This is a genomic window from Kitasatospora sp. NPDC093102 (genome assembly GCF_040683915.1).
In the GTDB taxonomy this organism is placed as follows: domain Bacteria; phylum Actinomycetota; class Actinomycetes; order Streptomycetales; family Streptomycetaceae; genus Kitasatospora.
This window is the reverse complement of sequence record NZ_JBFBFA010000019.1, coordinates 92,523-119,098: the sequence shown is the minus strand read 5'-3', so window position 1 is coordinate 119,098 and position 26,576 is coordinate 92,523. Positions and strand designations below refer to the sequence as shown.

At 73.7% G+C, this 26,576-nt stretch carries 20 protein-coding genes; 11 read left to right on the top strand and 9 right to left on the bottom strand.

The annotated features are described in order from the left end of the window. Positions 1–57: 57 nt before the first annotated feature. Positions 58–3,354 (top strand): molecular chaperone Hsp90, encoded by a 3,297-nt coding sequence (locus tag AB0O11_RS23565; protein WP_363390292.1) that lies wholly within the window; start codon positions 58–60, stop codon positions 3,352–3,354. A gap of 49 nt (positions 3,355–3,403) precedes the next feature. Here AB0O11_RS23565 and AB0O11_RS23560 read toward each other — a convergent pair whose 3' ends face one another. The 3 genes from AB0O11_RS23560 to AB0O11_RS23550 form a co-directional block, all read right to left on the bottom strand. Beyond that, positions 3,404–3,613 (bottom strand): hypothetical protein, encoded by a 210-nt coding sequence (locus tag AB0O11_RS23560; RefSeq protein ID WP_363390290.1) that lies wholly within the window; start codon positions 3,611–3,613, stop codon positions 3,404–3,406. Between the two features lie 79 nt (positions 3,614–3,692). Next, positions 3,693–6,158 (bottom strand): HAD-IC family P-type ATPase, encoded by a 2,466-nt coding sequence (locus AB0O11_RS23555; protein WP_363390287.1) that lies wholly within the window; start codon positions 6,156–6,158, stop codon positions 3,693–3,695. A 52-nt stretch (positions 6,159–6,210) separates the two neighbouring features. Continuing rightward, on the bottom strand, positions 6,211–6,525 hold the full coding sequence (locus tag AB0O11_RS23550) for a DUF2530 domain-containing protein (RefSeq protein ID WP_363390285.1): 315 nt from the start codon (positions 6,523–6,525) through the stop codon (positions 6,211–6,213). A gap of 175 nt (positions 6,526–6,700) precedes the next feature. On the opposite strand from AB0O11_RS23550, the gene AB0O11_RS23545 reads away from it, so the two are divergent. Next, positions 6,701–8,161, top strand: a complete 1,461-nt coding sequence (locus AB0O11_RS23545) for an NCS2 family permease (protein ID WP_363390282.1) — start codon at positions 6,701–6,703, stop codon at positions 8,159–8,161. Between the two features lie 90 nt (positions 8,162–8,251). On the opposite strand, the gene AB0O11_RS23540 is transcribed toward AB0O11_RS23545, so the two are convergent. Continuing rightward, a complete protein-coding gene (locus AB0O11_RS23540; RefSeq protein ID WP_363390279.1) occupies positions 8,252–8,701 on the bottom strand; it encodes a VOC family protein in 450 nt (149 codons plus the stop codon). 131 nt (positions 8,702–8,832) lie between these two features. Between AB0O11_RS23540 and AB0O11_RS23535 the strand changes: the two genes are divergently transcribed. Then, on the top strand, positions 8,833–9,756 hold the full coding sequence (locus AB0O11_RS23535) for a DUF4231 domain-containing protein (RefSeq protein WP_363390277.1): 924 nt from the start codon (positions 8,833–8,835) through the stop codon (positions 9,754–9,756). Between the two features lie 213 nt (positions 9,757–9,969). Then, positions 9,970–11,688 carry an enoyl-CoA hydratase-related protein gene (locus AB0O11_RS23530; protein WP_363390274.1) on the top strand — a complete coding sequence of 573 codons (1,719 nt, stop codon included), beginning with the start codon at positions 9,970–9,972 and terminating at the stop codon, positions 11,686–11,688. Positions 11,689–11,791: 103 nt separating this feature from the next. Here AB0O11_RS23530 and AB0O11_RS23525 read toward each other — a convergent pair whose 3' ends face one another. Together AB0O11_RS23525 and AB0O11_RS23520 are read right to left on the bottom strand one after the other, a co-directional pair. Next, on the bottom strand, positions 11,792–12,658 hold the full coding sequence (locus AB0O11_RS23525) for an MHYT domain-containing protein (RefSeq protein WP_363390272.1): 867 nt from the start codon (positions 12,656–12,658) through the stop codon (positions 11,792–11,794). Positions 12,659–12,962: 304 nt separating this feature from the next. Next, a complete protein-coding gene (locus AB0O11_RS23520) occupies positions 12,963–13,412 on the bottom strand; it encodes a VOC family protein (RefSeq protein WP_363390269.1) in 450 nt (149 codons plus the stop codon). 123 nt (positions 13,413–13,535) lie between these two features. On the opposite strand from AB0O11_RS23520, the gene AB0O11_RS23515 reads away from it, so the two are divergent. Both AB0O11_RS23515 and AB0O11_RS23510 read left to right on the top strand, forming a co-directional pair. Then, positions 13,536–13,970, top strand: coding sequence for a MarR family transcriptional regulator (locus AB0O11_RS23515; RefSeq protein ID WP_030235202.1), 435 nt, complete (start codon positions 13,536–13,538; stop codon positions 13,968–13,970). Between the two features lie 377 nt (positions 13,971–14,347). Then, positions 14,348–15,691: an MFS transporter gene (locus AB0O11_RS23510; protein WP_363390330.1), complete on the top strand. Its 1,344-nt coding sequence runs from the start codon at positions 14,348–14,350 to the stop codon at positions 15,689–15,691. A gap of 56 nt (positions 15,692–15,747) precedes the next feature. Here AB0O11_RS23510 and AB0O11_RS23505 read toward each other — a convergent pair whose 3' ends face one another. After that, complete coding sequence (locus AB0O11_RS23505) at positions 15,748–16,266, bottom strand: GNAT family N-acetyltransferase (protein ID WP_363390265.1); 519 nt, start codon at positions 16,264–16,266, stop codon at positions 15,748–15,750. A 46-nt stretch (positions 16,267–16,312) separates the two neighbouring features. Between AB0O11_RS23505 and thpR the strand changes: the two genes are divergently transcribed. Further along, positions 16,313–16,900, top strand: a complete 588-nt coding sequence (thpR, locus tag AB0O11_RS23500) for an RNA 2',3'-cyclic phosphodiesterase (protein WP_363390263.1) — start codon at positions 16,313–16,315, stop codon at positions 16,898–16,900. A 250-nt stretch (positions 16,901–17,150) separates the two neighbouring features. On the opposite strand, the gene serC is transcribed toward thpR, so the two are convergent. Both serC and AB0O11_RS23490 read right to left on the bottom strand, forming a co-directional pair. Next, positions 17,151–18,269: a phosphoserine transaminase gene (serC, locus tag AB0O11_RS23495; RefSeq protein WP_363390260.1), complete on the bottom strand. Its 1,119-nt coding sequence runs from the start codon at positions 18,267–18,269 to the stop codon at positions 17,151–17,153. Positions 18,270–18,421: 152 nt separating this feature from the next. Beyond that, positions 18,422–19,522 (bottom strand): citrate synthase 2, encoded by a 1,101-nt coding sequence (locus AB0O11_RS23490; protein WP_363390257.1) that lies wholly within the window; start codon positions 19,520–19,522, stop codon positions 18,422–18,424. Between the two features lie 416 nt (positions 19,523–19,938). Between AB0O11_RS23490 and pdxH the strand changes: the two genes are divergently transcribed. The 4 genes from pdxH to fxsT all read left to right on the top strand — a co-directional run bounded on the left by pdxH (position 19,939) and on the right by fxsT (position 26,556). Continuing rightward, complete coding sequence (gene pdxH / locus AB0O11_RS23485; protein ID WP_363390327.1) at positions 19,939–20,571, top strand: pyridoxamine 5'-phosphate oxidase; 633 nt, start codon at positions 19,939–19,941, stop codon at positions 20,569–20,571. Between the two features lie 144 nt (positions 20,572–20,715). After that, positions 20,716–20,907, top strand: coding sequence for an FxSxx-COOH cyclophane-containing RiPP peptide (gene fxsA / locus AB0O11_RS23480; protein WP_049656076.1), 192 nt, complete (start codon positions 20,716–20,718; stop codon positions 20,905–20,907). Positions 20,908–21,148: 241 nt separating this feature from the next. Next, complete coding sequence (locus AB0O11_RS23475) at positions 21,149–22,546, top strand: TIR-like protein FxsC (protein WP_363390253.1); 1,398 nt, start codon at positions 21,149–21,151, stop codon at positions 22,544–22,546. Then, positions 22,543–26,556, top strand: coding sequence for an FxSxx-COOH system tetratricopeptide repeat protein (fxsT, locus tag AB0O11_RS23470; protein WP_363390251.1), 4,014 nt, complete (start codon positions 22,543–22,545; stop codon positions 26,554–26,556). The genes AB0O11_RS23475 and fxsT overlap by 4 nt, the downstream gene beginning before the upstream one ends. Positions 26,557–26,576 lie beyond the last annotated feature (20 nt).

Genomic DNA, 26,576 nt, shown 5'->3' with positions numbered 1-26,576 from the left:
AGTGGGGCAGGGAAGAATGCCCTACGACGAACAGGGCAGCGGAAGGCGGCAGGTCCAGTGGAACCTCGGATCATCGGCAGCGGCACGGACGAGCACCTCGCGGACCCCTTCGGCAGCGCCGCGCTGCGCCGGCGGGTGCTGGACGCCTGGGCCGCCTCGCCGGCCCGGTTCCGGGAGGACGCCAACGCCGAGGAGGAGCTGGCGCTCGGCGGCTACCGGGACCGCCTGGTGGTCGAGTTGGCGCAGAACGCGGCCGACGCCGCGGTCCGGGCCGGCCACGGCCCCGGCCGGCTGCGGCTGACCCTCGCCGACGGCGTGCTCGCCGCCGCCAACACCGGCGCCCCGCTGGACGCGGCCGCCGTCGAGTCGCTGTCCACCCTGCGCGCCTCCTCCAAGCGCGGCGAGGAGCCGGCCGTCGGCCGGTTCGGGGTCGGCTTCGCCGCCGTCCTCGCGGTCACCGACGAACCCGCCGTGCTGAGCGCCACCGGCGGGGTGCGCTGGTCGCTCGGCGAGGCCCGGGCGCTGGCCGGGGCGCAGCCCGAGCTGGCCGACGAGCTGCGCCGCCGGGACGGCCACGTGCCGCTGCTGCGGCTGCCGTTCGCGGCCGAGGGCCCGGCCCCGGCGGGCTACGACACGGTGGTCGTGCTGCCGCTGCGGGACGCCGCGGCCGAGGACCTGACCCGCCGTCTGCTGGACGGGATCGACGACGCGCTGCTGCTCACCCTGCCCGGCCTGCGCGAGGTCGTGGTGGAGACCCCGGACGGCACCCGGACGCTCACCCGGGCCGCCGCCGAGACCGGCCCGGACGGGGTCACCGAGGTCACCGTCACCGACGACGCGGGCGGCCGGCTGCGGCAGACGGTCTGGCAGACCGCCGGCGCCTCCGGCACGCTCTCCGCCGAGCTGCTGGCCGACCGGCCCACCGAGGAGCGCGCCCGCCCGTACTGGACGGTGACCTGGGCCGTCCCGGTCGGCCCGGACGGCGCCCCGCAGCGGCCCGGAGCCGCCTCCGTGCTGCACGCGCCCACCCCCAGCGACGAGCCGGTCGGCCTGCCCGCGCTGCTGATCGCCTCCTACCCGCTGGACTCCACCCGCCGGCACGTCGCCCCCGGTCCGCTGGCCGACTTCCTCACCGAGCGCGCGGCCGACAGCTACGCCGAGCTGCTGCGTGCCCGCGGCGCCGACCTCGGCTCGCTCCGGCTCGTCCCGGCCCCGCTCGGCCGGGGCGCGCTGGACAACGCGCTGCGCGCCGCGGTGCTCTCCCGGCTGCCCGGCACGCCGTTCCTGCCGCACCCGGCGCCGGTCGAGGAGGGCACGCCCGCACTGCGGCCCCGGGACGCGACGCTGCTGGAGGGCGCGGACGGCTCGGTCGTCGAGGCGCTCTCGCCGATCTTCCCCGGGCTGCTGCCGGCCGGCCTGGAGCGCCGCACCGAGCTGCGGGTGCTGAACGTGCGCCGGGTGCCGCTGGCCGAGGTGGTGGACCAGCTCGGCGGCCTGGACCGCGAGCCCGCCTGGTGGCGCAACCTGTACGCGGCGCTCGGTGCCGCCGATCCGGAGGCGCTCGGCGCGCTGCCCGTTCCGCTCGCGGACGGGCGGACGGTCACCGGGCCGCGGCGCGTCCTGCTGCCCTCCGAGGACGCCGACTGGGCGGCCTTCCCCGGCTACCCCGAATCGCTCGCGGGCGCGCTCGCCGCGCTCGACCTGCGGCTGGCCCACCCCGAGGCCGCCCACCCGCTGCTGGCCAAGCTCGGCGCCGGCACCGCCACCCCGGCCGGGGTGCTGGACACCCCCGAGGTACGGGCCGCCGTCGCCCGCTCCTACGAGCTGGCCGAGGACGACCTGGACGCGGCTCTCGAACTCGCCGACGCCGTCCTGGCGTTGGTGAAGGCCGCCGCCCCGGAGCCGGGCGCCCACCCCTGGCTGGCCCGGCTGGTGCTGCTCGACGACGAGGGCGAGCCCGCCCGGGCCGGCGAACTCGTGCTGCCCGGAAGCCCGTTCGCCGCACTCGCCCGCGAGGAGGACGCCGGCTGGGTGGACGACGAACTGCTGGAGCGCTGGGGGCCGGAGGTGCTCGCCGCCGTCGGCGTGCTGGCCGACTTCGTCCTGGTGCGCGCCGAGGACGTGGTGCTCGACCCGGACGACCTGGAGCGGCTCGACCCCACCGTCCCGGCCGACCGCGCGGCCGGCGGCCGCCCCACCGGCCTGCTGGACGAGGCGCCGGACGGGCTCGCCGAGTGGGCCGAGGACGCGCTGGAGGCGCTGCAGGCCGACGAGGCGGTCGGCGTCCCGCCGGTGGCGGCGGAGCTGCTGGCCGTGCGCGACCTCGACCTGGTGGACGACGATGCCTGGCCGGAGGCGCTCGCCGCGCTGGCCCGCCCGCCCTACCGGGACGCCGTGGTCGATCCGGTGCGCACCCTGCTGCCGGACGGCTCGTACGCCGACCTGCCGCCGTACACCGCGTGGTGGCTGCGCGACCACCCGGTGCTGGCGGGCCGCGAGCCGGCCGGTCTGCGCGCCGCCGGGGCCGACCCGCTGCTGCGCGGCCTGTACGACGAGGCCCGCACCACCCTGGACGACCAGTTCCTGCACGCGCTCGGGGTGCGCACCACGCTGGCCGCGCTGCTCGCCGAGCCGCACGGGCCGGACGAGGTGCTGGACCGGATGACCGACCCGGCCGCCGAGGTCGGCCACCGCCAGCTGCACGGCATCCACACCGCGCTGGCCCGGGTGGACCGGGAGCGGATCGAGCCGCTGGACGTGGTGCGGGCGCTGCCGCCGCTGGACCCGGCCACCGGGCGCCGGCCGGCCCACACCGTGGTGGTGGACGCCACCGAGGCGGTCGTCGCCGACGCCCCCGACCTGGTCCAGCTGCTGCACCCGTACCCGCTGCTGCCGGTCGCCCCGGCGCTGGCCGCCGACCTCGCCGAGCGGCTGCACGTGTCACTGGCCAGCGAGGTGGCGGGCGGCCGGGTGCTCTCCGAGGGCGTGCTGCACCGGGTCCCGGCGGTGGTGCGGGAGCTGCTGCCGGGCTGCCCGGTCGCCTACGAGGAGCACGAGGAGCTGCTGGTCGTCGGGCCGGACGGCGGCGAGGCGGCGGTGGACTGGCGCTGGGACACCGGGGCGGACACCCCGGAGCCGCCGTACGACCCGGAGCTGGCCGAGGCCGGCGACGAGGACGACGAGTTCGAGGTCCCGCCGGTGCCCGGACTGCTGCACGCGGCCACCCCGGAGGGCCTCGCCGCCGGGCTGGCCTGGTCGGTCGGACAGTGGCACCGCCGCTTCGAGGTGCTGGCCGCCCTCAGCGAGCCCGACCGTGCCTACGAGCTCTCGGCCGCCCGCGACTTCGAGGGCTGAGCCCCACGGCGCGCACTGGCCGGACTCGGCGGGTGCGCGCCTGCCGGGCTCAGCGGGTGTGTGCCCGCAGCCGCCAGTAGACGGTGGTGGTGGCGGTCAGCCAGATCGCGCCGAGCGTCACCAGGGCGGCGGCCCGCAGCGCGTGCGTCGGCCGGACCGCCATGCCGAGGGCCGCCATCGCCAGGGCGGCCGACCCGGCCGCCAGCAGTCCGCCCAGGAAGGCGATGAACGCCTCCAACTCCCCACCCCTGCGTGCCATCCGGCACCCCCTTCCGGGGCCATCATCGGCTGCGCGCGGGGGGCTTGTCACGTTGTGGCGTGCCCGGTTGCCGGGCGCGTCACTCCAGGCCGCGGCGCTTCATGACGAGCCAGGTGATCTCCAGGGCGATGCCGCAGACCACCGCGATGGCGACGCCCGTCAACGGGTCGCGGAAGCCGACCAGGGAGAGCTCGAAGAAGCTCTTCAGCGAGGGGACCAGCAGCACCAGCGCGAAGGCGCCGCCCATGGCGCCGATCAGCAGCAGGCGCCACCAGGTGTACGGGCGGGCGACGATGGCGAGGACCCAGATGGCGATCAGGAAGAGTGTCAGGGTGGCCACGCTGGTGTCGGCCCTGAGGTCGGTCGCGTGGTCGGTGCGGGCGAGCGTGTAGGCGACGAAGGTGCCGGTGCCGGCGATGACGCCGCCGGGGATCGCCAGCCGCAGCACGCGCTTGACGAAGCCGGTGCGGGCCCGCTCGTTGTTGGGGGCGAGCGCGAGGAAGAAGGCCGGCACGCCGATGGTCAGCGAGGACAGCACGGTGGAGTGCCGGGGCAGGAAGGGGTACGGCGAGTGGGTGAAGATCACCAGGAGTGCCAGCAGGACCGAGTAGACCGTCTTCACCAGGAAGAGTGAGGCGACCCGCTCGATGTTGCCGATCACCCGGCGGCCCTCGGCCACCACCGACGGCAGCGTGGCGAAGGAGTCGTTCAGCAGCACGATCTGGGCGACCGCCTTGGTGGCGTCGGAGCCGGTGCCCATCGCCACGCCGATGTCGGCGTCCTTGAGCGCGAGCACGTCGTTGACGCCGTCGCCGGTCATCGCCACGGTGTGGCCGCGGGACTGCAGCGCCCCGACGAGCTGGCGCTTCTGCTGCGGAGTGACCCGGCCGAAGACGCTGGTCCGGTCGGCGGTCTCGGCGAGCTCCTCCGGGTCGGCGGGCAGGGTGCGGGCGTCCAGCGGGTGGTCGGCGCCGGGCAGGCCCAGGTGGCCGGCCACCGCGCCGACCGAGACCGCCGCGTCGCCGGAGATGACCTTGGCCCGGACCTGCTGGCCCTCGAAGTAGCGCAGGGTCTCGGCGGCGTCCGAGCGCAGCCGCTGCTGGAGCACCACCAGGGCGAGCGGGGTGAGGTCGGCCGCCGGGTCGGGGGAGTCCAGCGGGACGGGGGTGCGGCCCAGCAGCAGCACCCGCAGGCCCCGGGCGCCCAGCTCGTCCACCTCGGCCAGCGCCGGGTGCCCGGCGGGCAGCAGGACGTCGGGTGCGCCGAGCAGCCAGCTGGCCTCGCCGCCCTGCGGCTCCAGCAGCTGCACGCCGCTCCACTTGCGGGCGGAGGAGAAGGGCATCGCCTCGATCACCCGCCAGCCGTTCTTCGGCGCGCCCTCCGCGGTGCCGTCGTCGCCGCGCCCGTACGCGTCGATGACGGCCTGCATGGACGGGTTGGGGCGGGCGTCGGCGCCGGCCATCACGGCCAGTGCGTGCTTGATGGTGTCCTTGTCGACGACGGCGGGCTCCCCGTTCGAGAGCACCCGCAGGTCGATCACGTCCATGCCGCCCTCGGTGAGGGTGCCGGTCTTGTCCAGGCAGACGGTGTCCACCCGGGCCAGGCCCTCGATCGCCGGGAGCTCCTGGACCAGGCACTGCTTGCGGCCGAGCCGGACCACGCCGATCGCGAAGGCGACGGAGGTCAGCAGCACCAGTCCCTCGGGGACCATCGGCACGATGCCGGCCACCATGCGCCGCACGGCCTCGCGCCAGTCCCGGCCCTCGACGGCCAGCTGGCTGATGATCAGGCCGAGGGCGGTGGGGATCAGCAGGTAGGTGATGAACCGCAGGATGCTGTCGATGCCGGTGCGCAGCTCCGACTTCACCAGGGTGAACTTGCTGGCCTCCTCGGCGAGCTGGGCCGCGTAGGCCTCGCGGCCGACCTTGGTGGCGGTGAACGCGCCCGCGCCGGCCACCACGAAGCTGCCGGACATCACGTGGTCGCCGGGCTGCTTGAGGACCGGGTCGGGTTCGCCGGTGAGCAGCGACTCGTCGATCTCCAGGCCGTCCGCCTCGGTGACCTCGCCGTCCACGATCACCTTGTCGCCGATGCCGAGCAGCACGGTGTCGTCGAGGACGATCTCGGAGACGCCGATCTGCTGGACGGCGCCGTCCCGGCGGACCTGCGGGCGGGCCTCGCCGATCAGGGCCAGGCTGTCCAGGGTCTTCTTGGCGCGCAGCTCCTGGATGATGCCGATCGCCGTGTTGGCCACGATGACCAGGCCGAACAGGCCGTCCTGGATCGGGCCGACGATCAGGATGATCCCGAACATCACGCCGATGATCGCGTTGAAGCGGGTGAAGACGTTGGCCCGGACGATCTCCCTGGTGGACCGGCTGGACCGTACCGGGACGTCGTTGACCTGGCCCTTGGCGACCCGCTCGGCCACCTCGGCGGTGCTCAGGCCGCCGCGTCGGCCGGGCAGCAGGCCGAGGGGGTGTGCTCCGTCCGGGTGGTTTCCGTCGGTCGGCCGCTCTTCCGCTGGCTGGGCAGACTGCGTCATGGCACCGACTCTACGGGTGCCTTATGACCGATGCGTGCTACTAAAGGACTATTCAGTCCGACTGGGTGGCCGGGTCCTGGCCGTTGCCCCGGGCCGTGTGTCCGGCCGTGCGCTCGGCCGCCTCGGCGGCGCGGCTGCGGGCGATCGCGTTGCGCCGGGCGCGGCAGTACCAGACGCCGAGCAGGCCGAGCAGGCCGCCGGAGAGGCAGATCCAGGGCCAGGTGCCGTGGCCGTGTGCCGAGAGGGTGCCCTGGAAGGGGAGCAGGGCGAGGAAGGCGATGAACCACAGCACCGTGCCGCCGCCGACGATGGCGACGTCGTTGGCCTCCAGCGGAGGGGGCGAGGGGTGCAGTGGCGTCTTGGGCATGGGGCCTAGCGTACGGTGCGGTGGGCGGCTTTGCGGGCGCCGTGACCCCATGCAGGCTCTACGCGCGAAGATAGCGCGTGTGCGATCGGGAAACCATACTTAAGGATCTGCGCCCGGCCACCGACGCCCCGGGCGTCCCCTCCCTCTCCTCAGCTCCCCCACAGAGGACGCACGCATGCCTGTGGTCCAGCCGACCACCGAGTCGCCCGAACCCGCCGACGCCGCGCCGCAGCCCCCCACGAGCGCCGTCGACCGCTTCTTCCGGATCAGCGAGCGAGGCTCGACCCTGTCGCGCGAGATCCGCGGTGGTGTCGCCACCTTCTTCACCATGGCGTACATCCTGGTGCTGAACCCGATCATCCTGGCCAGCGGCACGGACATCACCGGGACGCACCTGAACAGCGCCCAGCTGGTCACCGCCACCGCCCTCACCGCGGGTCTCACCACCCTCCTGATGGGCGTCATCGGCAACGTCCCGATCGGCCTGGCCGCCGGCCTCGGCGTCAACACGATCGTGGCGCTCCAGCTCGCCCCCAAGATGACCTGGCCGGACGCCATGGGCATGGTCGTGCTGGCCGGCTTCGCGATCATGCTGCTGGTCGCCACCGGTCTGCGCGAGCGGGTCATGAACGCCGTCCCGCTCGGCCTGCGCAAGGCCATCGCGATCGGTATCGGTCTGTTCATCAGCCTGGTCGGTCTGGTCGACTCCGGCTTCGTCAGCCGCATCCCGGACGCCGCCCACACGACCGTCCCGCTCCAGCTCGGCGGCAACGGGCACCTGCTCGGCTTCCCGGTGCTGATCTTCGTGATCGGCCTGACGCTCACCCTGATCCTGCTGATCCGCAAGGTGCCCGGCGCCATCCTGATCAGCATCGCGGTCTCCACCGCGCTCGCCGTGATCATCGACAAGGTGGCCGACGTTCCGGCGCTCAAGTGGGGCCTCACCGTCCCGGTCTGGCCGGGCAACCCGGTCTCCGAGCCGGACTTCGGGCTGATCGGCAAGGTCAGCCTGTTCGGCGGCTTCGAGAAGGTCGGCGTGCTGACCGGCGTGCTGTTCGTCTTCACCGTGCTGATGTCGTGCTTCTTCGACGCGATGGGCACCATCCTCGGCGTGGCCGACGAGGCCCACCTGCTGGACGAGAAGGGCGACCTGCCCGGCATCAACAAGGTCCTGATGGTCGACGGCATCGCCACCGCGGCTGGCGGCGCCACCTCGGCCTCCGCCAACACCTGCTTCGTCGAGTCCACCGCCGGCGTCGGCGAGGGCGCCCGGACCGGCTTCGCCTCGATCGTCACCGGCCTGCTCTTCGCGCTGGCGCTCTTCCTCACCCCGCTCGCCACCATGGTCCCGGCCCAGGCCGCGACCCCGGCCCTGATCGCCGTCGGCTTCCTGATCCTGGCCAACTCGATCAAGGAGATCGACTGGGCCGACTACACGATCGCGATCCCGGCCTTCCTGACCATCGTGATGATGCCGTTCACCTACAGCATCACCAACGGCATCGGCATGGGCTTCATCGCCTTCTGCGTGCTGCGCCTGGCCGCCGGTCGCGGCCGCGAGGTCCCCGCCCCCATGTACGTGGTGGCGGCGGTGTTCGCCTTCTACTACCTGATGCCGGCCCTCGGCCTGCTCTGACGCCGTACGGCCCCCCGCGGCCCCGTCCTCCCGCTCGGGAGGACGGGGCCGCGGCGTTTCGGCGGGGGGCTTGCACGGCGTTCCCCGCGGTCAGTGGACGCAGAACTCGTTGCCCTCGGGGTCCTGCACGACGGTCCACTCGCCGCCGGGCTCCCTGACGTGCCGGACGACGGTGGCGCCGAGGCCTTCGAGGCGGGCGACGGTGGCCTCGCGCTCGCCCGGGCCGGGGTGGACGTCGAGGTGCAGGCGGTTCTTGCCCTGCCTGGGCTCGGGGACGGCCTGGAACAGGACGCGGCGGCCGAGGCCGGTGTCCGAGGCCGGGTCGAACGGGTCCTCGGGGTGGCGGACGGCGGCCAGGGAGCGCCAGGCCGGGTGCCCGTCCACCTCGGTGAGGGCCTCCGGGCCGACCGCGCCGGCGGCGAGCAGCCGGGTGATCAGCGCGCCGTGGTCCTCCAGCGTGTACTCCAGGGCGGCGGCCCAGAAGGCGGCCTGGCGGTGCGGGTCGGCGCAGTCGATGACGAGCTTCCAGTGCAGCGGCATGTAACCGTTTATATCGGTTACCTCGGGGCCGGGCAATGGCCGTCCGTCGGAAGCTGTCAAAAAGGTGCCCGTGTAGGTGAGTTGGCGGCGGGAATACTGGCTGGACGGAGTAGGGGGAGGGGACTCGACCGATGGTGCAACAGGATCCGCCGGGGGGCGTCGAGGCGCAGCTGCTGCCGGAGCTGTTCTGGACGGCGGACAAGGCCTCGCTGGACGGCCAGCGCGAGACGCTGCGCTGGTACCGCGGACTGATCGCGATGCTGGTGATCGCCGCTGTGATCGGGTCGCTCCCCGGCCCGGACGACAAGGGTGACTTCGACGTCTGGCCGCTGTTCTCGGTGGCCGCGTTCCTGGTGGCCGGCTACTTCTGGTCCCGGCTGCGCCGCAGCAACCCGCAGGGCCGCTGGTACCAGGCCCGGGCGGCGGCCGAGTCGGTCAAGACGCTGGCCTGGAAGTACACCGTCCGGGCCCGGCCGTTCGACGGTGCGGCCGAGTCCGCGGACGTCGACCGCGGCTACCTGCTCCAGGTCGAGGACGTGCTGCGGGCCTTCGAGGACCCGGAGATCGTTCCGCCCGGCAGCGTCGCCGAGATCACCCCGGAGATGCGCCGGCAGCGTGCCGAGAACCTGACCGCCCGGCGCACCCTCTACCTGCGCACCCGGGTCGAGGGTCAGCGCACCTGGTACCGCTCCCGGGCCGAGGCCTGCGACTCCCAGGCGGTGTCCTGGGGGCTCGGCATCGCGGTGCTGATCATCGTCGGCGCCGCGGCGGCCGTCGCCCAGGCGACCGGTGCGCTGCCGGTGCACGTCTTCGGCGCCACCTCGGCCGCGGCCGCGGCGATCATCGCCTGGACGCAGCTCAAGCAGCTCGGCCCGCTGGCCGCCGCCTACCAGCTGGCCGCGCGCGAGCTGGAGAACGTCGGCAACCAGCTGTCCGACCTCGACCTCCGGGCGCCGGACGCCGAGGCGCGCTGGGCCCGGCTGGCCGCCGACGCGGAGGACGCGGTCTCCCGGGAGCACACCACCTGGCGGGCCCGCCGGGCGTTCCCGCGCTGAGCCGGGCGCCGCGCGCCGGGCGGGACGGGGCCGGGGCGCGGCGGCAGAGGGTACGCCACCGGAACGGGGACTTGGGGAGATCCGGCGAAACGCGGGGCACAGGTGTGCGGGGTGCGTGAGAGTAGAGCGCCCAGGCGCGGACCGTGACCATTACGTGTCCATGCCCTGGTTTCATCGCCTGCGCGCGACCCCAGTTCCCGCCGGAGGCCCTCCTTGCGCATTCTCCTGATCGCCAGTGCGTTCAACAGCCTGACCCAGCGCGTCCACACCGAGCTGCGCGAGCGCGGCCACCGGGTCGCGGTCCAACTCGCCCTCGGTGACGAGCAGATGAGGGCGGCGGTGGCCCGCACCGACCCCGAGCTGGTCGTCTGCCCGATGCTCACCAAGGCCGTCCCGCAGGACATCTGGTCCACCCGGACGGTCCTGATCGTGCACCCGGGCCCCAAGGGCGACCGCGGCCCCTCCTCGCTCGACTGGGCGATCACCGAGGGGGCGGAGCGCTGGGGTGTCACCGTGTTGCAGGCCGTCGCGGAGATGGACGCCGGGGACATCTGGGCGTCCGTCGAGTTCCCCGTCCCCGCCTGCGGCAAGAGCGAGTTGTACCGGGGCGAGCTCGCCGACGCCGCCGTCGAGGCCGTCCTGCTGGCCGTCCAGCGGTACGAGGGCGGGCTGTTCACCCCCGAGCCGCTGGACTACGCCCGGCCGGACGTGCACGGCGAACTGCGGCCCTTCCTGCGTCAGGAGGCGCGCCGGATCGACTGGGAACAGGACGACACCGCCACCGTGCTGCGCAAGCTGCGCGCCGCCGACTCCCAGCCCGGCGTGCTGGACGAGCTGTACGGGCGGGAGTTCTTCCTGCACGGCGGACACCCCGAGGACGAACTGCGCGGCCCGGTGCCCGGTGCCGTGCTGGCCACCCGGGACGGCGCGATCTGCCGGGCCACGGTGGACGGCGCGGTGTGGATACCGCAGCTGCGCCCGCGCCGCACTCCCGGCGGGCCGGTCACCTTCAAGCTGCCGGCCGCCACGGTGCTCGCCGACGAGCTGTACCGGGTCCCCGAGGTGCCGGTGGGCCCGGAGCGGGCGGGCCGTCGGGAGACCTGGTCGGAGCTGCGCTACCGCGAGGACGGCGACGTCGGCTTCCTCGAATTCGGCTACGCGGGCGGGGCGATGAGCACCGAGCAGTGCCGCCGGCTGCTCGCCGCCTACCGGGAGGCGGCCGAGCGGCCGACCTCGGTGCTGGTGCTCGGCGCTCCCCGGGACTTCTACTCCAACGGGATCCAGCTCAACGTCATCCAGGGCGCGGCCTTCCCGGCGCTGGAGTCCTGGGAGAACATCAACGCGATGGACGACTTCGTCGAGGCGGTGCTGACCACGACGGACAAGGTGACGGTGGCGGCGCTGGCCGGGAACGCGGCGGCCGGCGGGCTGATGGCGGCGCTCGCCGCCGACGAGGTGTGGTGCCGCGAGTCGGCGGTGCTCAACCCGCACTACCGGCTGATGGGCCTGTACGGCTCCGAGTACTGGACGTACGCCCTGCCCCGCCGGGTCGGTGCGGAGCAGGCCGAGCGGCTGACCGCCGAGGCGCTGCCGGTCGGCGCCGAACACGCCCGCCGGATCGGCCTGGTGGACCGTGCGGTCGGCGGGGACGCGGCCGGGTTCCGCCACTGGGTGGCCCGCGAGGCGGCCCGGATCGCCGCCTCGCCGGAGCTCACCGGGCGGCTGGCGGACAAGAAGCGCCGCCGTGCGGCCGACGAGGAGGCCAAGCCGCTGGCCGAGTACCGGGCGGAGGAACTGCGCCGGATGCACGTCAACTTCTACCGGGCGGGCGAGCCGTACCACGCGCTGCGGCGGGACTTCGTGCACAAGGTCTGCCCGGTGGCCACGCCGGAGCACGTGGCGGGGCTGCTCGGGCGGCCCGATCAGCCGTAGCGGCAGGGAGGCCGGGAGCGGGGGAGGGGCGGGCCCGGGCGACGCCCGGCCGGGGTGGGGGCCCGGCCGGACGCCCGCTCGGGCCCCGCTCCCGCACCCGGCCTCAGGGCCGGGCCGCCCCGCCCAGCGGCGTCCGCCGCTGCGGGGCCGGCGGGCCGTCCGGGCCGCCCGGGGTGCGCGCGGCCCATGCGGCCCCGGGGGCGCGCGGGGGCAGCGGGGCGGCAGGACCGGCCAGCAGGGGCTGGGAGTCGGGCCGGCTCGGCGAGACGGCGAAGGCCAGCGAGCCGAAGAAGACGTAGCAGCCGAGCCCGACGCCGAGCGGGAAGATGAACTGGAGCGCCATCACGCCGTCCTCGGTGGAGCGTGAGAAGTCCAGGTGGACGGAGAGCGCCGCCATGCCGGTGTAGTGCATCGCGCAGACCGCCACGCCCATCACCGGTGCCGCCGCCAGCACGGCGAGCGTGCCCCGGATGTTCAGCGCGGCCCAGAGCGCGGCCGTGGCCGCGACCACGGCGATCACCACCGAGGCCGCCACGGTGGGCAGGTCGTAGCCGAGCCGGCCGGGCAGGACCATCGCGGCCATGCCCAGGTAGTGCATCGCGGCGACCCCGAGGCCGGTGGTCAGTCCGCCGACCAGCAGCGCCAGGGCGCGGTGCCGCCAGTACCCGACGGTGAAGAGCCCGGCGCCGACCACGGTGACGGCGACCAGCAGGCTGAGCACGGTGAGCCCGGGCCGGTAGCTGATCTCGGCGCCGGTCACGGAGAAGCCGAGCATCGCGATGAAGTGCATGGACCAGATCCCGGCCCCGAGCGAGGTCGAGGCGAACAGCAGCCAGACGGCCCGGGTGCGGCCCCGGGAGACGAGTGCCCAGCGGGCGCTGCGCAGGGCGACGAAGGCACCGGCGCAGGCGACGAAGTACGAGACCGCCGGTGTCACCCAACCGTGGTCGGCATGGTGGATCTCACCCAATAGAGCTCCCTGGACGAGGGTTGAGGGCACCGGGGCGCGGACGGACGCGGCTGGCCGGGGAAGGCGCGCGACAACGGGCACCGGAGCGGGAACGCGGTCCCGCGGGGAGGAGCCTGGCATGTGGTGCCCCTGACAATCGGGGAGAGTAGCCACTGCCCGGCGGTCGCACAATGTTCGCGTTTTTCGTGAAGTCCCAGGTCAGGATGGGCCTTTACGCGGCCTGCATGATCCCGGCACCAACCCCTGACACCGTCTGCGCACCGTCCCCAGGCCTCGCGCGGGGGCCGCCCGGCCCGCTTGGCGGCTACTCCAAGGGGGCTAGCCCGAACGGGTGGCCGGCCGGGTCGATCAGCACCCGCAGTGTGCGGCCGTGCTGGTAGGCGGGCTCGGTGGCGCCGAGCGCGAGGGCCTTGGCGGTGGCCTCGTCCAGGTCGTCGACGTAGAAGTCGAGGTGGAAGTGCTTGCTGCCGTCCGGTTCCGTCCACGGCTCCGGCCGGTACCCGGTCACCCGCCCGAAGCCCAGCGGGCTGCCGCCCTCGGGGTTGTCCAGGATCGCGAAGTTCTCGTCCGTGTGCCTGGTCTCCCACCCCAGCAGCTCGCCGTAGAACGAGGCCAGTGCGACCGGGTCGGCGCAGTCGATGGTCACCATGGCGAGCCGGGCGAAGCCGGTGTCGCCGGGCCCGTTCTGCGTGGACCGCTCGGACGGCTGCGGCCGTTCGGACCGCTCGGACTGCTCGGTGGCGAGGTCGGACATGGCAGGTCGGCCCTTCTGGGAGTCGAGAGCTGGGGCCCATGACCAATATGGCACCGGGGCGACCCTCCGGCGCGGCGGCGGATCCCATTTTCCTTAGGGAGAGTAATGACGTAAGCTAAAGAGATGCCCGAGATGTCCGAGCAGGACCTCGCAGCGATCAGTCAGCTGCGGTCGTCCACGATGCGCCTCTCCCGACGACTCAAACACCAGCGGGTGGAGGAGTCGCTGAGTCCCACCGAGATGGGAGTGCTGGGCACCCTCGCCCGGTGCGGGAAGGCGACGCCGGGTGAGCTCGCCCGGAAGGAGCACGTGCAGCCTCCTTCGATGACCAGGATCGTCGCGATGCTGGAGGAGAAGGGGCTGGTGCGGCGCGAGCCGCACCCCGAGGACCGCCGCCAGGTGGTCGTCAGCAGCACCGAGCAGGCCGAGACGATCCTCGCGGAGAGTCGTCGACGCCGGAACGTCTGGCTCGCCGAGCTCGCCCAGGGGCTCGACGAGGAGGAGTGGGCCGTCCTCAGGGAGGCCGCGCCCGTGCTCTACAAGCTCGCACACCTCTAGGCACACCGAATCCGGCAAGCCGCCGGAAGGACAAGGAGCACTGCATCACCGCAGGACCGACCACCGACACCAGGAGCGCGACGGCCACCGCCATGGCCGTCGCGCCACGAGGGGAGACCACCGTGACACCGCCGGCCGCAGCCAGCGCCGCCGCCATCCGTACCGACGACCCGACCACCGACCCCGCCGCGGCCAGTGCCGCAGCCGCCGAGGCCCAGGCCCCCGCTCCCACGGGACTGCCCGGCAGCGGCGACGACGACCCCGACGAACGCACCGCGGCGGACTCCGCCGCTCAGGGCCGAACCCGCTCGTCCCGCCCGTCGCCCGCCACCACCCTTCCGGCGACGATCCCCCAGCCTTCGGCCGGGGGGACCCCCATCGCTCGGCCCCTCTCGTCTCCCACAGGTGCCGATTTCACCCGGCCCGGGGGGATGTTCTCCTCACTGCGCGTTCGCAACTACCGCTACTACTTCGCCGGCCAGGTGGTGTCCAACACCGGAACCTGGATGCAGCGGATCGCCCAGGACTGGCTGGTGCTGAGCCTCACCGGCAGCCCGCTCGCGGTCGGCATCACCACCGCCATGCAGTTCCTGCCGATGCTGCTGCTCGGCCTGTTCGGCGGCGTGCTCGCGGACCGGATGCCCAAGCGCCGGCTGCTGATCTTCACCCAGGGCGCGATGGGCCTGCTGGCCGCCGGCCTCGCGGCGCTGACCATCGGCGGCGTGGTGACGCCGTACTACGTGTACGCCTTCGCGCTGCTGCTCGGCCTGGTCACCGTGGTGGACAACCCGACCCGGCAGGCCTTCGTCTCCGAGATGGTCGGGCCCGAGGACCTCGCCAACGCCGTCAGCCTGAACGCCGCCAACTTCCAGACCGCCCGGCTGGTCGGCCCCGCCGTCGCGGGTCTGCTGATCGCCGCGGTCGGCAGCGGCTGGGCGTTCGCCGTCAACGCGCTGTCCTTCGCCGCCGTGATCGGCGGGCTGCTCGCGATGCGGGAGGGCGAACTGCGCCCGACCGAGCCGATCGCCCGCGAGAAGGGGCAGCTGCGCGAGGGCCTGCGGTACGTCCGGGAGCGGCCCGAACTGCTCTGGCCGATGGTGCTGGCCGGGTTCATCGGCACCTTCGGCTTCAACTTCCCGACGCTGCTCTCCGGCTTCGCGTACGACACCTTCAAGGTGGGCGCGGGCCAGTACGGCCTGCTGAACACCGCGATGGCGATCGGCTCGCTGACGGGTGCGCTGCTCGCCGCCCGCCGGGGCGCGCCGCGGCTGCGCCGGCTGGTCGGCGCGGCGCTGGCCTTCGGCGCGCTGGAGGTGGTCGCCGCGTTCGCGCCCGACTACTGGACCTTCGCGCTGCTGCTGATGCTGGTCGGGGTCTTCGGGCTGAGCTTCAACACCTCGGTCAACTCCTCGCTCCAGCTGGCCACCGACCCGGAGATGCGCGGCCGGGTGATGGGCCTGCTGGTGCTGGTCTTCACCGGCGGCACGCCGGTCGGTGCCCCGATCGTCGGCTGGGTGACCGCCTCGTACGGGCCCCGGCTCGGCCTGCTGGCCTGTGGGCTGGTGTCCGCGGCGGCGGCCGGCGTGGTCGGCCTGGTGCTGGCCCGCAGCGCGGACCTGCGGGTGCGGTTCGACCTGCACCCGGGCCGCGGCGGCCGGGTGGTGGCCTTCGTGCCGCGGACCGGTCCCGCGCGCAAGACCGAGCTGGCCACTGCCTGCTGATCGATCGCCAGGAGTGCGCCCCCGGAGTCGGGACTCCGGGGGCTTCCGGCGTTGTGTCAGAGGCGGATGGCCAGCACCTGGCCCGGCCAGACGCCGGTCGGCTGCTCGACCTCGAAGCTCTCGGTCTCGGTGAAGCCGAGCGCCCGGTACTGGGCGACCAGCTTGCGGTCAGCGCCGCCGTAGCAGTCCACCCGCAGCAGGCCGATGCCGCGCCGACGGGCCTCCTCGATCGCGTCGGCGATCAGCGCCGCGCCGATGCCCGAGCCCTTGCGGCTGCGGTCGGTGACCAGGTTGCGGACGTACAGTTCGCGCTCGTCCACGGCGGGGATCCACCGGCCGCGGTCCTCGGAGAGCACGCAGCAGCCGACCGTGCGGCCGTCGTCGTCCACGGCGAGGCGGATCAGGAAGGGCTCGGCGGCGTACGAGGAGACCTGGTCGACCCGGGCCTGGATGGTGCTGAACGGCTGGTCGCCCCACTGGCCGGTGCGGTCCTGGCCGGTCAGCCAGGCCACGGCGCCGTCGAGCAGGGCGAGGATGTCGGGGACGTCCGCGGGTCCCCCGTTGCGGATCTTCATGGACAGACGTTCTACTCCAAGCGGCCGGTCGAGGGAAGATGGGCTCATGAGGCTGTTCGTGGCGGTCATCCCGCCGGTCGCGGCACTGCAGGGGCTCGCCGACGCGGTCGCGCCGGTGCGCGGGCTGCCCGGGGCGGACCGGCTGCGCTGGACCACCGCCGAGGGCTGGCACCTCACCCTGGCGTTCCTCGGCCAGGTGCCGGCCGAGCGGCTGCCGGAGCTGGAGACGGGCCTGGCCGCCGTTGCCGAGGTGCACCCGGTGCACCGGCTGCGGATCGCGGGCTCCGGCCGGTTCGGCGACCGGGTGCTCTGGGCCGGGGTGGAGGGGCAGACCTGGGCGCTGCGCCGGCTTGCGGAGGCGGTCGCCGAGGCCACCGTCGAGGTCACCGGGGACACCGACGACTTCGCCTTCCACCCGCACGTCACCCTGGCCCGGTCCGGCTCCCACCGCGGCCACCGGCGGGCCGTCCAGCGGGTCGCCGCGGCCGAGCTGGACGCGCTGGCGGCGGCACTGGCGGAGTACCGGGGACCGGAGTGGGAGGCCGCCGAGCTGCACCTGATGAAGAGCGACCCGGACGGCGGCTCCGTCCACTACGAGTCGCTGCGCGACTGGGAGCTGGCGGACTGGGGCTGAGGGGACCGAGGCCCCCGGGAGGCCGGGGGCAGGGCCCGGGCGGAGTCCGGGGTGAGCCGGAGGTACGCTCGTTGACCGTGGATCCCAAGACTCGTATGCGCATCGTCTCCGGCACCCTGGTGCTGATGCTGGTCGTCGTGCTGATCAGCTCGCTGGTCGGCCGCTAGCCGGTCGGGCCCCCGGCCCCGGAACGGCGAGAGGGCCACCGCCCGTCGGCGGTGGCCCTCGGCCGTGTCGTCGGGGGACCGGGTCAGAGCTGCTCGACCACGTAGTCGATGCACCGGGTGAGCGCCTCGACGTCCGCCGGGTCGATCGCCGGGAACATCGCGATGCGCAGCTGGTTGCGGCCCAGCTTGCGGTACGGCTCGGTGTCCACGATGCCGTTGGCACGCAGTGCCTTGGCGATCGCGGCGGCGTCCACCGACTCGTCGAAGTCGATGGTGCCGACCACCTGGGAGCGCTCCTGCGGGTTCGCCACGAAGGGGGTGGCGAAGGAGGACTTCTCGGCCCAGGAGTACAGCCGGGACGAGGAGTCGGCGGTGCGGGCGACCGCCCAGTCCAGCCCGCCGTTGCCGTTCAGCCACTCCAGCTGGTCGGCCAGCAGGAAGAGGGTGGAGAGCGACGGGGTGTTGTACGTCTGGTCCTTCGACGAGTTGTCGATGGCCGTCGGCAGCGAGAAGAACGGCGGGATGTAGCGGCCGGAGCCGGCGATCTCGGCGGCGCGCTCCAGGGCGGCCGGGGAGAACGTGGCCAGCCACAGGCCGCCCTCGGAAGCGAAGGACTTCTGCGGGGCGAAGTAGTAGACGTCCGTCTCGGTGATGTCCACCGGAAGGCCGCCGGCGCCCGAGGTGGCGTCCACCAGGACCAGCGAGCCCTCGTCCGCGCCGGCCGGGCGCTCGATCGGCATCGCGACGCCGGTCGAGGTCTCGTTGTGGGTGAGCCCGTAGACGTCCACGCCGGCCTCGGCGACCGGCAGCGGGTGGGTGCCCGGGGCGGTCTTGATCACGGTCGGCTCGCCGAGCCACGGCGCGGCCTTGACCGAGGAGGCGAACTTCGAGGAGAACTCGCCGAAGTCCAGGTGCTGGGACTTCTCCCGCACCAGGCCGAAGGCGGCGATGTCCCAGAAGGCGGTGGAGCCGCCGTTGCCGAGGACGACCTGGTAGCCGTCCGGCAGCGAGAACAGGCTGCTCACGCCCTCGCGCACGCGCTTGACCAGGTTCTTGACCGGGGCCTGGCGGTGCGAGGTGCCGAGCAGGGAGGTCTGGGTGGCGGCGAGGGCACTCAGGGCCTCGGGGCGCACCTTGGACGGTCCGCAGCCGAAACGGCCGTCTGCGGGCTTGATGTCAGCGGGGATCTGGATCTGAGCCACGCGCGCAGCCTACCGGCCGTCGGCCGGGCGGAGGTACGGCAGTCCGCCCGCTGAGACTGTGGTCCCGGTCGCCCCGAGATGACGGAGAGCGGGCCCGGCCGGAGCCGGACCCGCTGCTCAGGGGCACTGTCCGGACGCTCGTCCGGTATCCGTCAGTGGGTGATGGCGTCCCAGCCCTCGATCTCCTCGGGGCGGCGCGGGCCGGGGCCGATGTAGCGCGCGGAGGGGCGCACGAGTCGGCCCGTGCGCTTCTGCTCCAGGATGTGCGCCGACCAGCCGGCGGTGCGCGCGCAGGTGAACATCGAGGTGAACATGTGCGCCGGGACCTCGGCGAAGTCCAGCATGATGGCGGCCCAGAACTCGACGTTGGTGGCCAGCACACGGTCGGGGCGGCGGTTGTGCAGCTCCTCCAGCGCGGCCTTCTCCAGGGCCTCGGCGACCTCGAAGCGCGGCGCGCCGAGCTCCTTGGCGGTGCGGCGCAGCACCCGGGCGCGCGGGTCCTCGGCGCGGTAGACGCGGTGGCCGAAGCCCATCAGGCGCTCGCCCTTGTCCAGGGCGTTCTTGACCCAGGCGGTGGCGTCGCCGGTGCGCTCGATCTCCTCGATCATGCCGAGCACGCGGGACGGCGCGCCGCCGTGCAGCGGGCCGGACATCGCGCCGACCGCGCCGGAGAGGGCGGCGGCGACATCGGCGCCGGTGGAGGCGATGACCCGGGCGGTGAAGGTGGAGGCGTTCATGCCGTGCTCGGCGGCCGAGGTCCAGTAGGCGTCGACGGCCTTGACGTGCTTCGGGTCCGGCTCGCCGCGCCAGCGGATCATGAACCGCTCGACGACCGTCTCGGCCTTGTCGATCTCGCTCTGCGGGACCATCGGCAGGCCCTGGCCGCGGGCCGACTGTGCGACGTAGGAGAGCGCCATCACGGCGGCCCGGGCGAGGTCGTCGCGGGCCTGCTCGGCGTCGATGTCCAGGAGCGGCTTGAGGCCCCAGACCGGGGCGAGCATGGCGAGCGCCGACTGCACGTCGACCCGGATGTCGCCGGAGTGCACGGGGATCGGGAACGGCTCGGCCGCCGGCAGGCCGGGGTTGAACTTGCCGTCCACCAGCAGGCCCCACACGTGACCGAAGGAGACGTTGCCCACCAGGTCGTCGATGTCGACACCGCGGTACCGCAGGGCGCCGCCCTCGCGGTCGGGTTCGGCGATCTCGCTCTCGAACGCGACGACTCCCTCAAGCCCGGGTACGAAATCGGACATGCGACGGCTCCTTCAGTTCTGCGATCGGCGCTCCGCCGTGGTGGGGCGGCGCGCCAGTGACCGAATGGTGTTTGGCACTCGGTGCCAGAGTGACAGGCACGGGGTGCATTGCGCCATACACCACCGTGGTGATGTTTGCCGTGGGCCCGCTTGACTTTGCTGCCGGGGGCGCGGTGGTGCCCGGAACGCCTGGAACCAAACGCCCGGTTCAGGACAATTACCCGCAGGGCGGGCGGCCAAGCGGTGGCGGGTCACCGTATCTCCCACCGAGGTTTGTCCGGAGGTAGCGGTGCCCGTTGCTTGTCGTACGGGATGATGTTGGCGTGCAGACCCCGGATCGCGCCAAGCCGACGCCCCCGAGCCCCGTCAACCGGACCCTGGCCGAGGAGGCCCGTCCCGGCCCGGACCTCACCGTGATGCGCAAGCACTACAGCCACGAGGGCCTGGTCGAGGAGCAGCTCGCGCCCGAGCCGATCGGCCAGTTCACCCGCTGGTTCCACGAGGCGGACGAAGCCGGGGTGGTGGAGCCCAACGCGATGGTGCTCTCCACCGCCGACGCCGAGGGGCGGCCCAGCTCGCGCACCGTCCTGCTCAAGGGCTACGACCTGCGCGGCTTCGTGTTCTTCACCAACTACGGCTCCCGCAAGGGCTCCGAGCTGGCCGCCAACCCGTACGCGGGGCTGCTGTTCCCGTGGATCGCGCTGGCCCGCCAGGTGATCGTCCAGGGCCGGGTGGAGAAGGTCGGCCGGGACGAGACCGCCGCCTACTTCCGCACCCGCCCGCACGGCTCCCAGCTGGGCGCCTGGGCCAGCGAGCAGTCCAGCCCGGTCGGCGGCCGGGAGGTCCTGGAACGGCGCTACGCCGAGCTGGAGCGCCGGTACCCGGAGGGCGAGGGCGTGCCCGTCCCGCCGTTCTGGGGCGGGTACCGGGTGGTCCCGCAGAGCGTCGAGTTCTGGCAGGGCCGGGAGAACCGGCTGCACGACCGGCTCCGCTACGTCGTCGACCCGTCCGGCCCGACGGGGTGGCGGGTGGAGCGGCTCTGCCCGTGATGCGTTCAGCCCACGGGCTCCGCGCCACGCCCGCGCGGAGCTGATGGGCCGTCACACCTCGGGTGTAGGATGCCCGTCGCGGACCTGGGCCGATGCACTTCCGGCCGGCAGTCCGCTGTGCCGACACGATCGAGTGAGGGACTGATGGGCGTCACCGGTGCGGAAACCGCCGCTGGACTCGGCTCTGACCTGGTCGACGTCGCCGCCCTGCCGCTCGACGAACTCGACGCCCTGCCCGATACCGTCCTCGGCGACCTGCTGCGCCGGGTGGTCGCGGACGCCCTGACCCCCGGCGCGGAGCCGCTCGCCGCCTTCCAGTCGGCGCTCGACCGGTAGTGCGCCACCCGGCGCCCGCGCCCCCTCGCCCGGCGCGCCGATCCGGCAGGCGCCCGCGCCCCCGTCGGCGCGCCCCCGAGCGCCGGAGCGCCCCCGGCCGGGGGCGGCGCGCCTGACCACCGGCTAAACCCCACGAGGCGGCCGAATCCGCCAACTCGCCAGCGTGGACGGTGGAGTTCACGACATGCTGGGGTATGAAACCAGCGCCGTCGCGGACCGTCGGGCACGGGGGGAACAGGTGATGGAGCAGGAACAGCACCGGCCGTACTTCTTCTTCAGTTACGCGCGTCGTGACTTCGAGGCCGAGGACGTCTTCGTCAACCAGTTCTTCAACGACCTGCGGGACGAACTCGGCCGACTGGTCGGCACGGGCGTGCGCGTCGACGAACTGGCCTACCGGGACACCGAGCAGCTGCGCCTGGGCGACGACTGGGCCGAGAAGCTGGCCACGATGCTCGGCCGCAGCCGCACCATGATCGCGCTCTACTCCCCGGCCTACTTCGCCAGCCTCTACTGCGGCAAGGAGTGGACCGCCTTCCGTGGCCGGGTCCGCCGCCACCACGAGGACACCGGGGAGCTCATCTCGGCGCTCATCCCGGTGCTCTGGGAACCCGTCGAGCCGGGCGGGCTGGCCGACGAGGTGAACAAGATCCAGTGGGCCCAGCCGGACATGGGCGAGGCCTACGCCCGCCACGGCCTGCGGGCCCTGCTGCGCACCGCGCAGGGCGGGGCGTACGAGCAGGTCGTCCGGGTGGTCGCGGAGCGGGTCCGGGACGCGGCCGCGCGCCGGCTCGGCGAACTGCCCGAGTTCGACCTCGGCGCCGTGCGCGGCTACTTCCCGCCCCCGGCGCCGCCGCCCGTGGCGTCCGCCCCCGGGATGGTGCGGCTGTTCATCGCGGCCGGGCGCGCCTCGGAGGCCGCCGCCGAGGGCGGCTCCTGCACGGGCGGCTGGTACGGCACCAAGCCGTGGCACTGGGCGCCGTACCACCCGCCCACCCAGCCGTCCCTGGCGGCCCGCGCCCAGCAGGTGATCACCGGCGCCGGGCACACCACCACGCTGGAGGAGATCGACACCGCCCTCGCCGACAAGCTCGACCAGGCCCGGGAGGACAGCCAGGTCAGCATCCTGCTGGTGGACCCGTGGGTGGCGGGCGGCGAGCGCTACCGGTCGGCGCTGCGCGCCTACGACGAACAGAACCACCCGGTCACCGGCGTGATGGTGCCCACCGGCAGCGACGACCCGGCCGACGGGCCGGAGCGCGATGCGCTCTGGGCGGGCGTGCGCGACGTGTTCCGGCGCAACTGGCTGCGCCGGAGCGACCTGGAGCACTTGTTCCGGGTCAAAGTGAGCCGGGAGAGCTTCGACACCGACCTCACCATCATGGTGACGGTCGCTCAGAACAAGCTCATGGACGACAACCTGGATTGGGGAGACGATGGCGGCGACGCCTTCGGCTTCGGCCCGGGCGGTGGCCCGGACACCGGCCCGGCGATGCCCGGGCTGACCATCCCGGCCGGCCCGCCGGGCCCCCGCCGGGGACCCGCGCGCGTCGACCGGGGCCTCCCGGGTTCCACGGACCTGCCGCACCAGAGCCGGGGCAAGGACACCGCTGTCCCGCCGAGGGGAGAAGAACGATGACCACTGAGCCCGGCGCAGAGCTGGAGCGCGGCGGACCGGGATCGGTCGTCACGTTCTACTCCTTCAAGGGCGGCACCGGCCGCACCATGGCGCTCGCCAACGTCGGCTGGATCCTCGCCAGTCGCGGCCTGCGCGTCCTGGTCGTCGACTGGGACCTGGAGGCGCCCGGCCTCCACCGCTACTACCACCCGCTGCTGGTCGACCCGGAACTGCACTCCACCGACGGCCTGATCGACCTGCTGCGCTCCTACGTCAAGCAGGCGCTGCCCTCCGCCGCCGGGCCGGTCGGGCAGTCCCCGGCGGCCTGGCTGGACGAGCCCGGGCGGCTGGACGGCTACGTCTGCGGCCTCGCCCTCGACCTGCCGCCCGGCGGCCGGCTCGACTTCCTGCCCGCCGGCCGGCAGAACGCCGCCTACGCCGCCGCCGTCACCAGCTTCAACTGGCGCAGCTTCTACCACGGCCGGGACATCCGCGGCGGCGAGTTCCTGCGCGAGCTGCGCGAACGCTGGGCCCGCGGCTACGACTACGTGCTCATCGACAGCCGCACCGGCGTCAGCGACACCTCCGGCATCTGCACCGTCCTGATGCCCGACACCGTGGTGGACTGCTTCACCTTCAGCGCCCAGAACATCCGCGGCGGCGTCGACGCCGCCCGCGACATCGCCGCGGCCGAGGAGCGGGCGATCCGGGTCCTGCCGGTGCCGATGCGGGTCGAGGACGCCGAGCAGGAGCGCCTGGAGGCCGGCCGCGACTACGCCCGCGAGGCCTTCGCCCCCTACCTCGGCCGCTGGCTGGCCGGCGACCGCCGGGCCGGCTACTGGGCCGACGTCGAGGTGCCGTACAAGCCCTTCTACGCCTACGAGGAGGTGCCCGCCACCGTCGCCGACCGGCCGCAGGAGGCCCGCAGCCTGCTCAACGCCTTCGAACGGCTGGCCGGCTGGATCACCGACGGCCGGGTCAGCACCCTGCGCCCGCTCACCGCCGAGACCCGCCGCCGGCTCTACGGCGCCTACCTGCGCTCCGCCCGCGCGGTGCCGCGCCAGGTGTTCGTCAGCTACGCGCCCGAGGACCGGATGTGGGCCGAGTGGGCCGCCGGGACGCTCACCCGCTTCGGCTACCAGACCTCCCTGCACAACGCCGCCGAGCCGTACTCCGGCCCACGGCCGCCTGAGGTCGCCGGGCCCGTCGACGGCCAGGGCCGGCTGCTCGCCCTGCTCTCGCCCGAGTACACCGCGCTGCCCCGCGCCGCCGAGGTCTGGCAGCTCCTCCAGGGGCGCGAACTGGCCTCCGGCTCACCGGCGTTGGTCGCCTTCCGGCTCCAGGACCCGGACGAGCCGGTGCCCCGCCCGTTCGCCGGGCAGCCCGTGCCCGACCTGGTCCGCTCCTCCGCGGTCGGCGCCGAGTCCCAGCTCTACGCAGAACTCGGCCCGCCGCCCGGCAGCAGCCGCCAACCCGACACCGACAGCGGAGAGTTCGCCACCCCCGCGCGGTTCCCCGGCACCGCACCGCAGGTCCAGGAGGCACCCTCGCGCAACGCCGCCTTCATCGGCCGCGGCAAGCTGCTGGAACTGCTCCGCAACCGCTTCACCGGCGGTCCCGCCGCCGTGCTCAGCCAGGTGCTCTACGGCTTCGGCGGCGCCGGCAAGTCCCAGATCGCCGCCGAGTACGCGCACCGCTTCAAGGCCGCCTACGACGTGGTCTGGTGGGTGCCCGCCGAGGAACCCGCCAACATCCCGCAGAAGCTCGCCGAACTCGCGCCCCGGCTCGGCGTGCCCACCAGCGACGACGTCGCACACACCGCCGCCGCCGTGCTCGACGCGCTGCGCCGCGGCCAGCCGTACCGCCGCTGGCTGCTCGTCTTCGACAACGCCGGCACCCCCGAGGAGCTCGCCCCCTGGCAGCCGGCCGGCTCCCCTGGCGGGCACGTGCTGATCACCTCCCGCAACCAGGGCTGGGCCCGGCACGCCGGCCTGGTGGAGGTCGACGTCTTCCTCCGCGAGGAGAGCGTCCGGCTGCTGCGCCGCTTCAACGGCGGCCTCTCGTCGGAGGACGCCGACCAGGTCGCGCACCGCCTCGGCGACCTGCCGCTCGCCGTCGGCCAGGCCGCCGTCTGGCTCCAGGAGACGTCGATGCCGATCGCCACCTACCTCGAACTGCTCGACGAAGAGCTCACCGAGATGCTCGAACGCACCCGGCTGCGCGCCGCCGACTACCCGCACTCGGCCGCCGCGACCTGGCGCATCTCGGTCGAGGAACTGCGCCGGATGAACGCCCCGGCCGCCCAGATCCTGGAGATCTGCGCCTTCTTCGGCCCGGACGCCATCCCGATGCGGCTGCTCTACAGCCGGGCCGTCACCCGCGCCCTGCGGCTGCCCCCGCGCGCGCCCCGCGACAAGCTCGCGATCGGCGAGTTCCTGCGCGCCATCAACCGGTTCGGGCTCGCCCGCACCGACCAGGGCAGCGAGACCATCACCGTGCACCGGCTGGTCCAGGCGGTGCTGCGGGACCAGGTCGAGGAGGAGCGGCGGGCCGAACTGCGCGGCGTCGTCCACGCCGCGCTCGCCACCGCCAACCCCGGCGACCCGGACGTGCCCGTGAACTGGGCCGAGTACGCCGAACTCCTGCCCCACCTCTGGCCGTCCGGGGCGCTCGACAGCGCCGACGAGGACGTCCGGCAGTGGATCATCGACTCGGTCCGCTACCAGTGGAAGCGCAGCCTGCACGAGTCCGGCCGGGAACTGGCCGAGCGGACCCTGGAGCACTGGCGCCAGGACGGCTACGGCGGGCCTGGCTTCGACGTCGACAACGACGCCCAGACGCTCATGCTGCGCACCCAGCTGAGCAACATCCGCCGCTCCCAGGGCGCCCTCCAGGAGGCGTACGAGATGGACCGGGACATCCTGGAGCGCTTCACCGCGACCTTGGGCCCGGAGCACTCGCACACCCTCGCCGTCGCCAACAGCCTCGGCGCCGACCTGCGCTTCCTCGGCCGCTACGACGAGGCCCGGGCGCTGGACCGCCGCACCCTGGACGCCGCCCGGCGCACCCTCGGCCCGGACCACCCGCGGACCCTGATGATCACCAACAACCTCGCCGTCTCCGACTACCTGGCCGGTGACCGCCGGGCCGCCCTGGAACGGCACCGCAGCAACTACCTCCAGCAGCGCGACGCGCTCGGCGCGCACAGCCTCTACGCACTCTCCTCGGCCTCCAACTACGCCCGCGACCTGCGCGAGACCGGGCGGCTGCGGGAGGCCCTGGACCTGCTGGAGGAGACCGTCCGGATCTACCAGCAGACCATCGGCGACAGCCACACCGACACCCTGCGCGCCCGCAAGAACCTGGCGGTGGCGCTGCGCCGGGCCGGCCGGTACCACGAGGCCCTGGAGATCGACGAGGACATCTACCAGCGCTACCTGGACATCAACGGCGCCGAGCACCCCGACACCCTGGCCGCCGCCACCAACCTGGCCAGCGACCTCAACGCGCTCGGCGACACCGGGCGGGCGATCCCGCTGGCCGAACGGGCGCTGGCGCGGTACCGCGACTACCTGGGCGAGAACCACCCGGTGACGCTGGCCGGCGCCAACAACCTCTCGGTGTATCTGCGGCTGGCGGGGCGCACCACGGAGGCGCGCGAGCTGTCCGGCCGCACGCTGGCGCAGTTCCGCACCGTCCTCGGCGCGCACCACCTCTACATCCCGATCGCGATGATGAACCACGCCAACGACCTGTCGCTGGCCGGGGAGCTCCAGGCCGCGCTCGACCTGGAGCTGGAGGCCGCGCCGCTGATGACCGAGGCCCTCGGCCAGGACCACTACGACTCCATCGGCATAAACTCCAACCTCTCGCTGTCGCTGGCCGCCCTCGGGTACACCGAGCGGGCCGCGGAGCTGCGGGCGGACTGCATCCGGCGGGCCCGGGTCACCCTGGGGGAGGAGCACCCGACGACGATCGCGGTGCGGGCCGGGACGCGGCTGGACTCGGACGTGGAGCCGCCGCACGTGTGACGGACGGTCAGCGGAAGTGC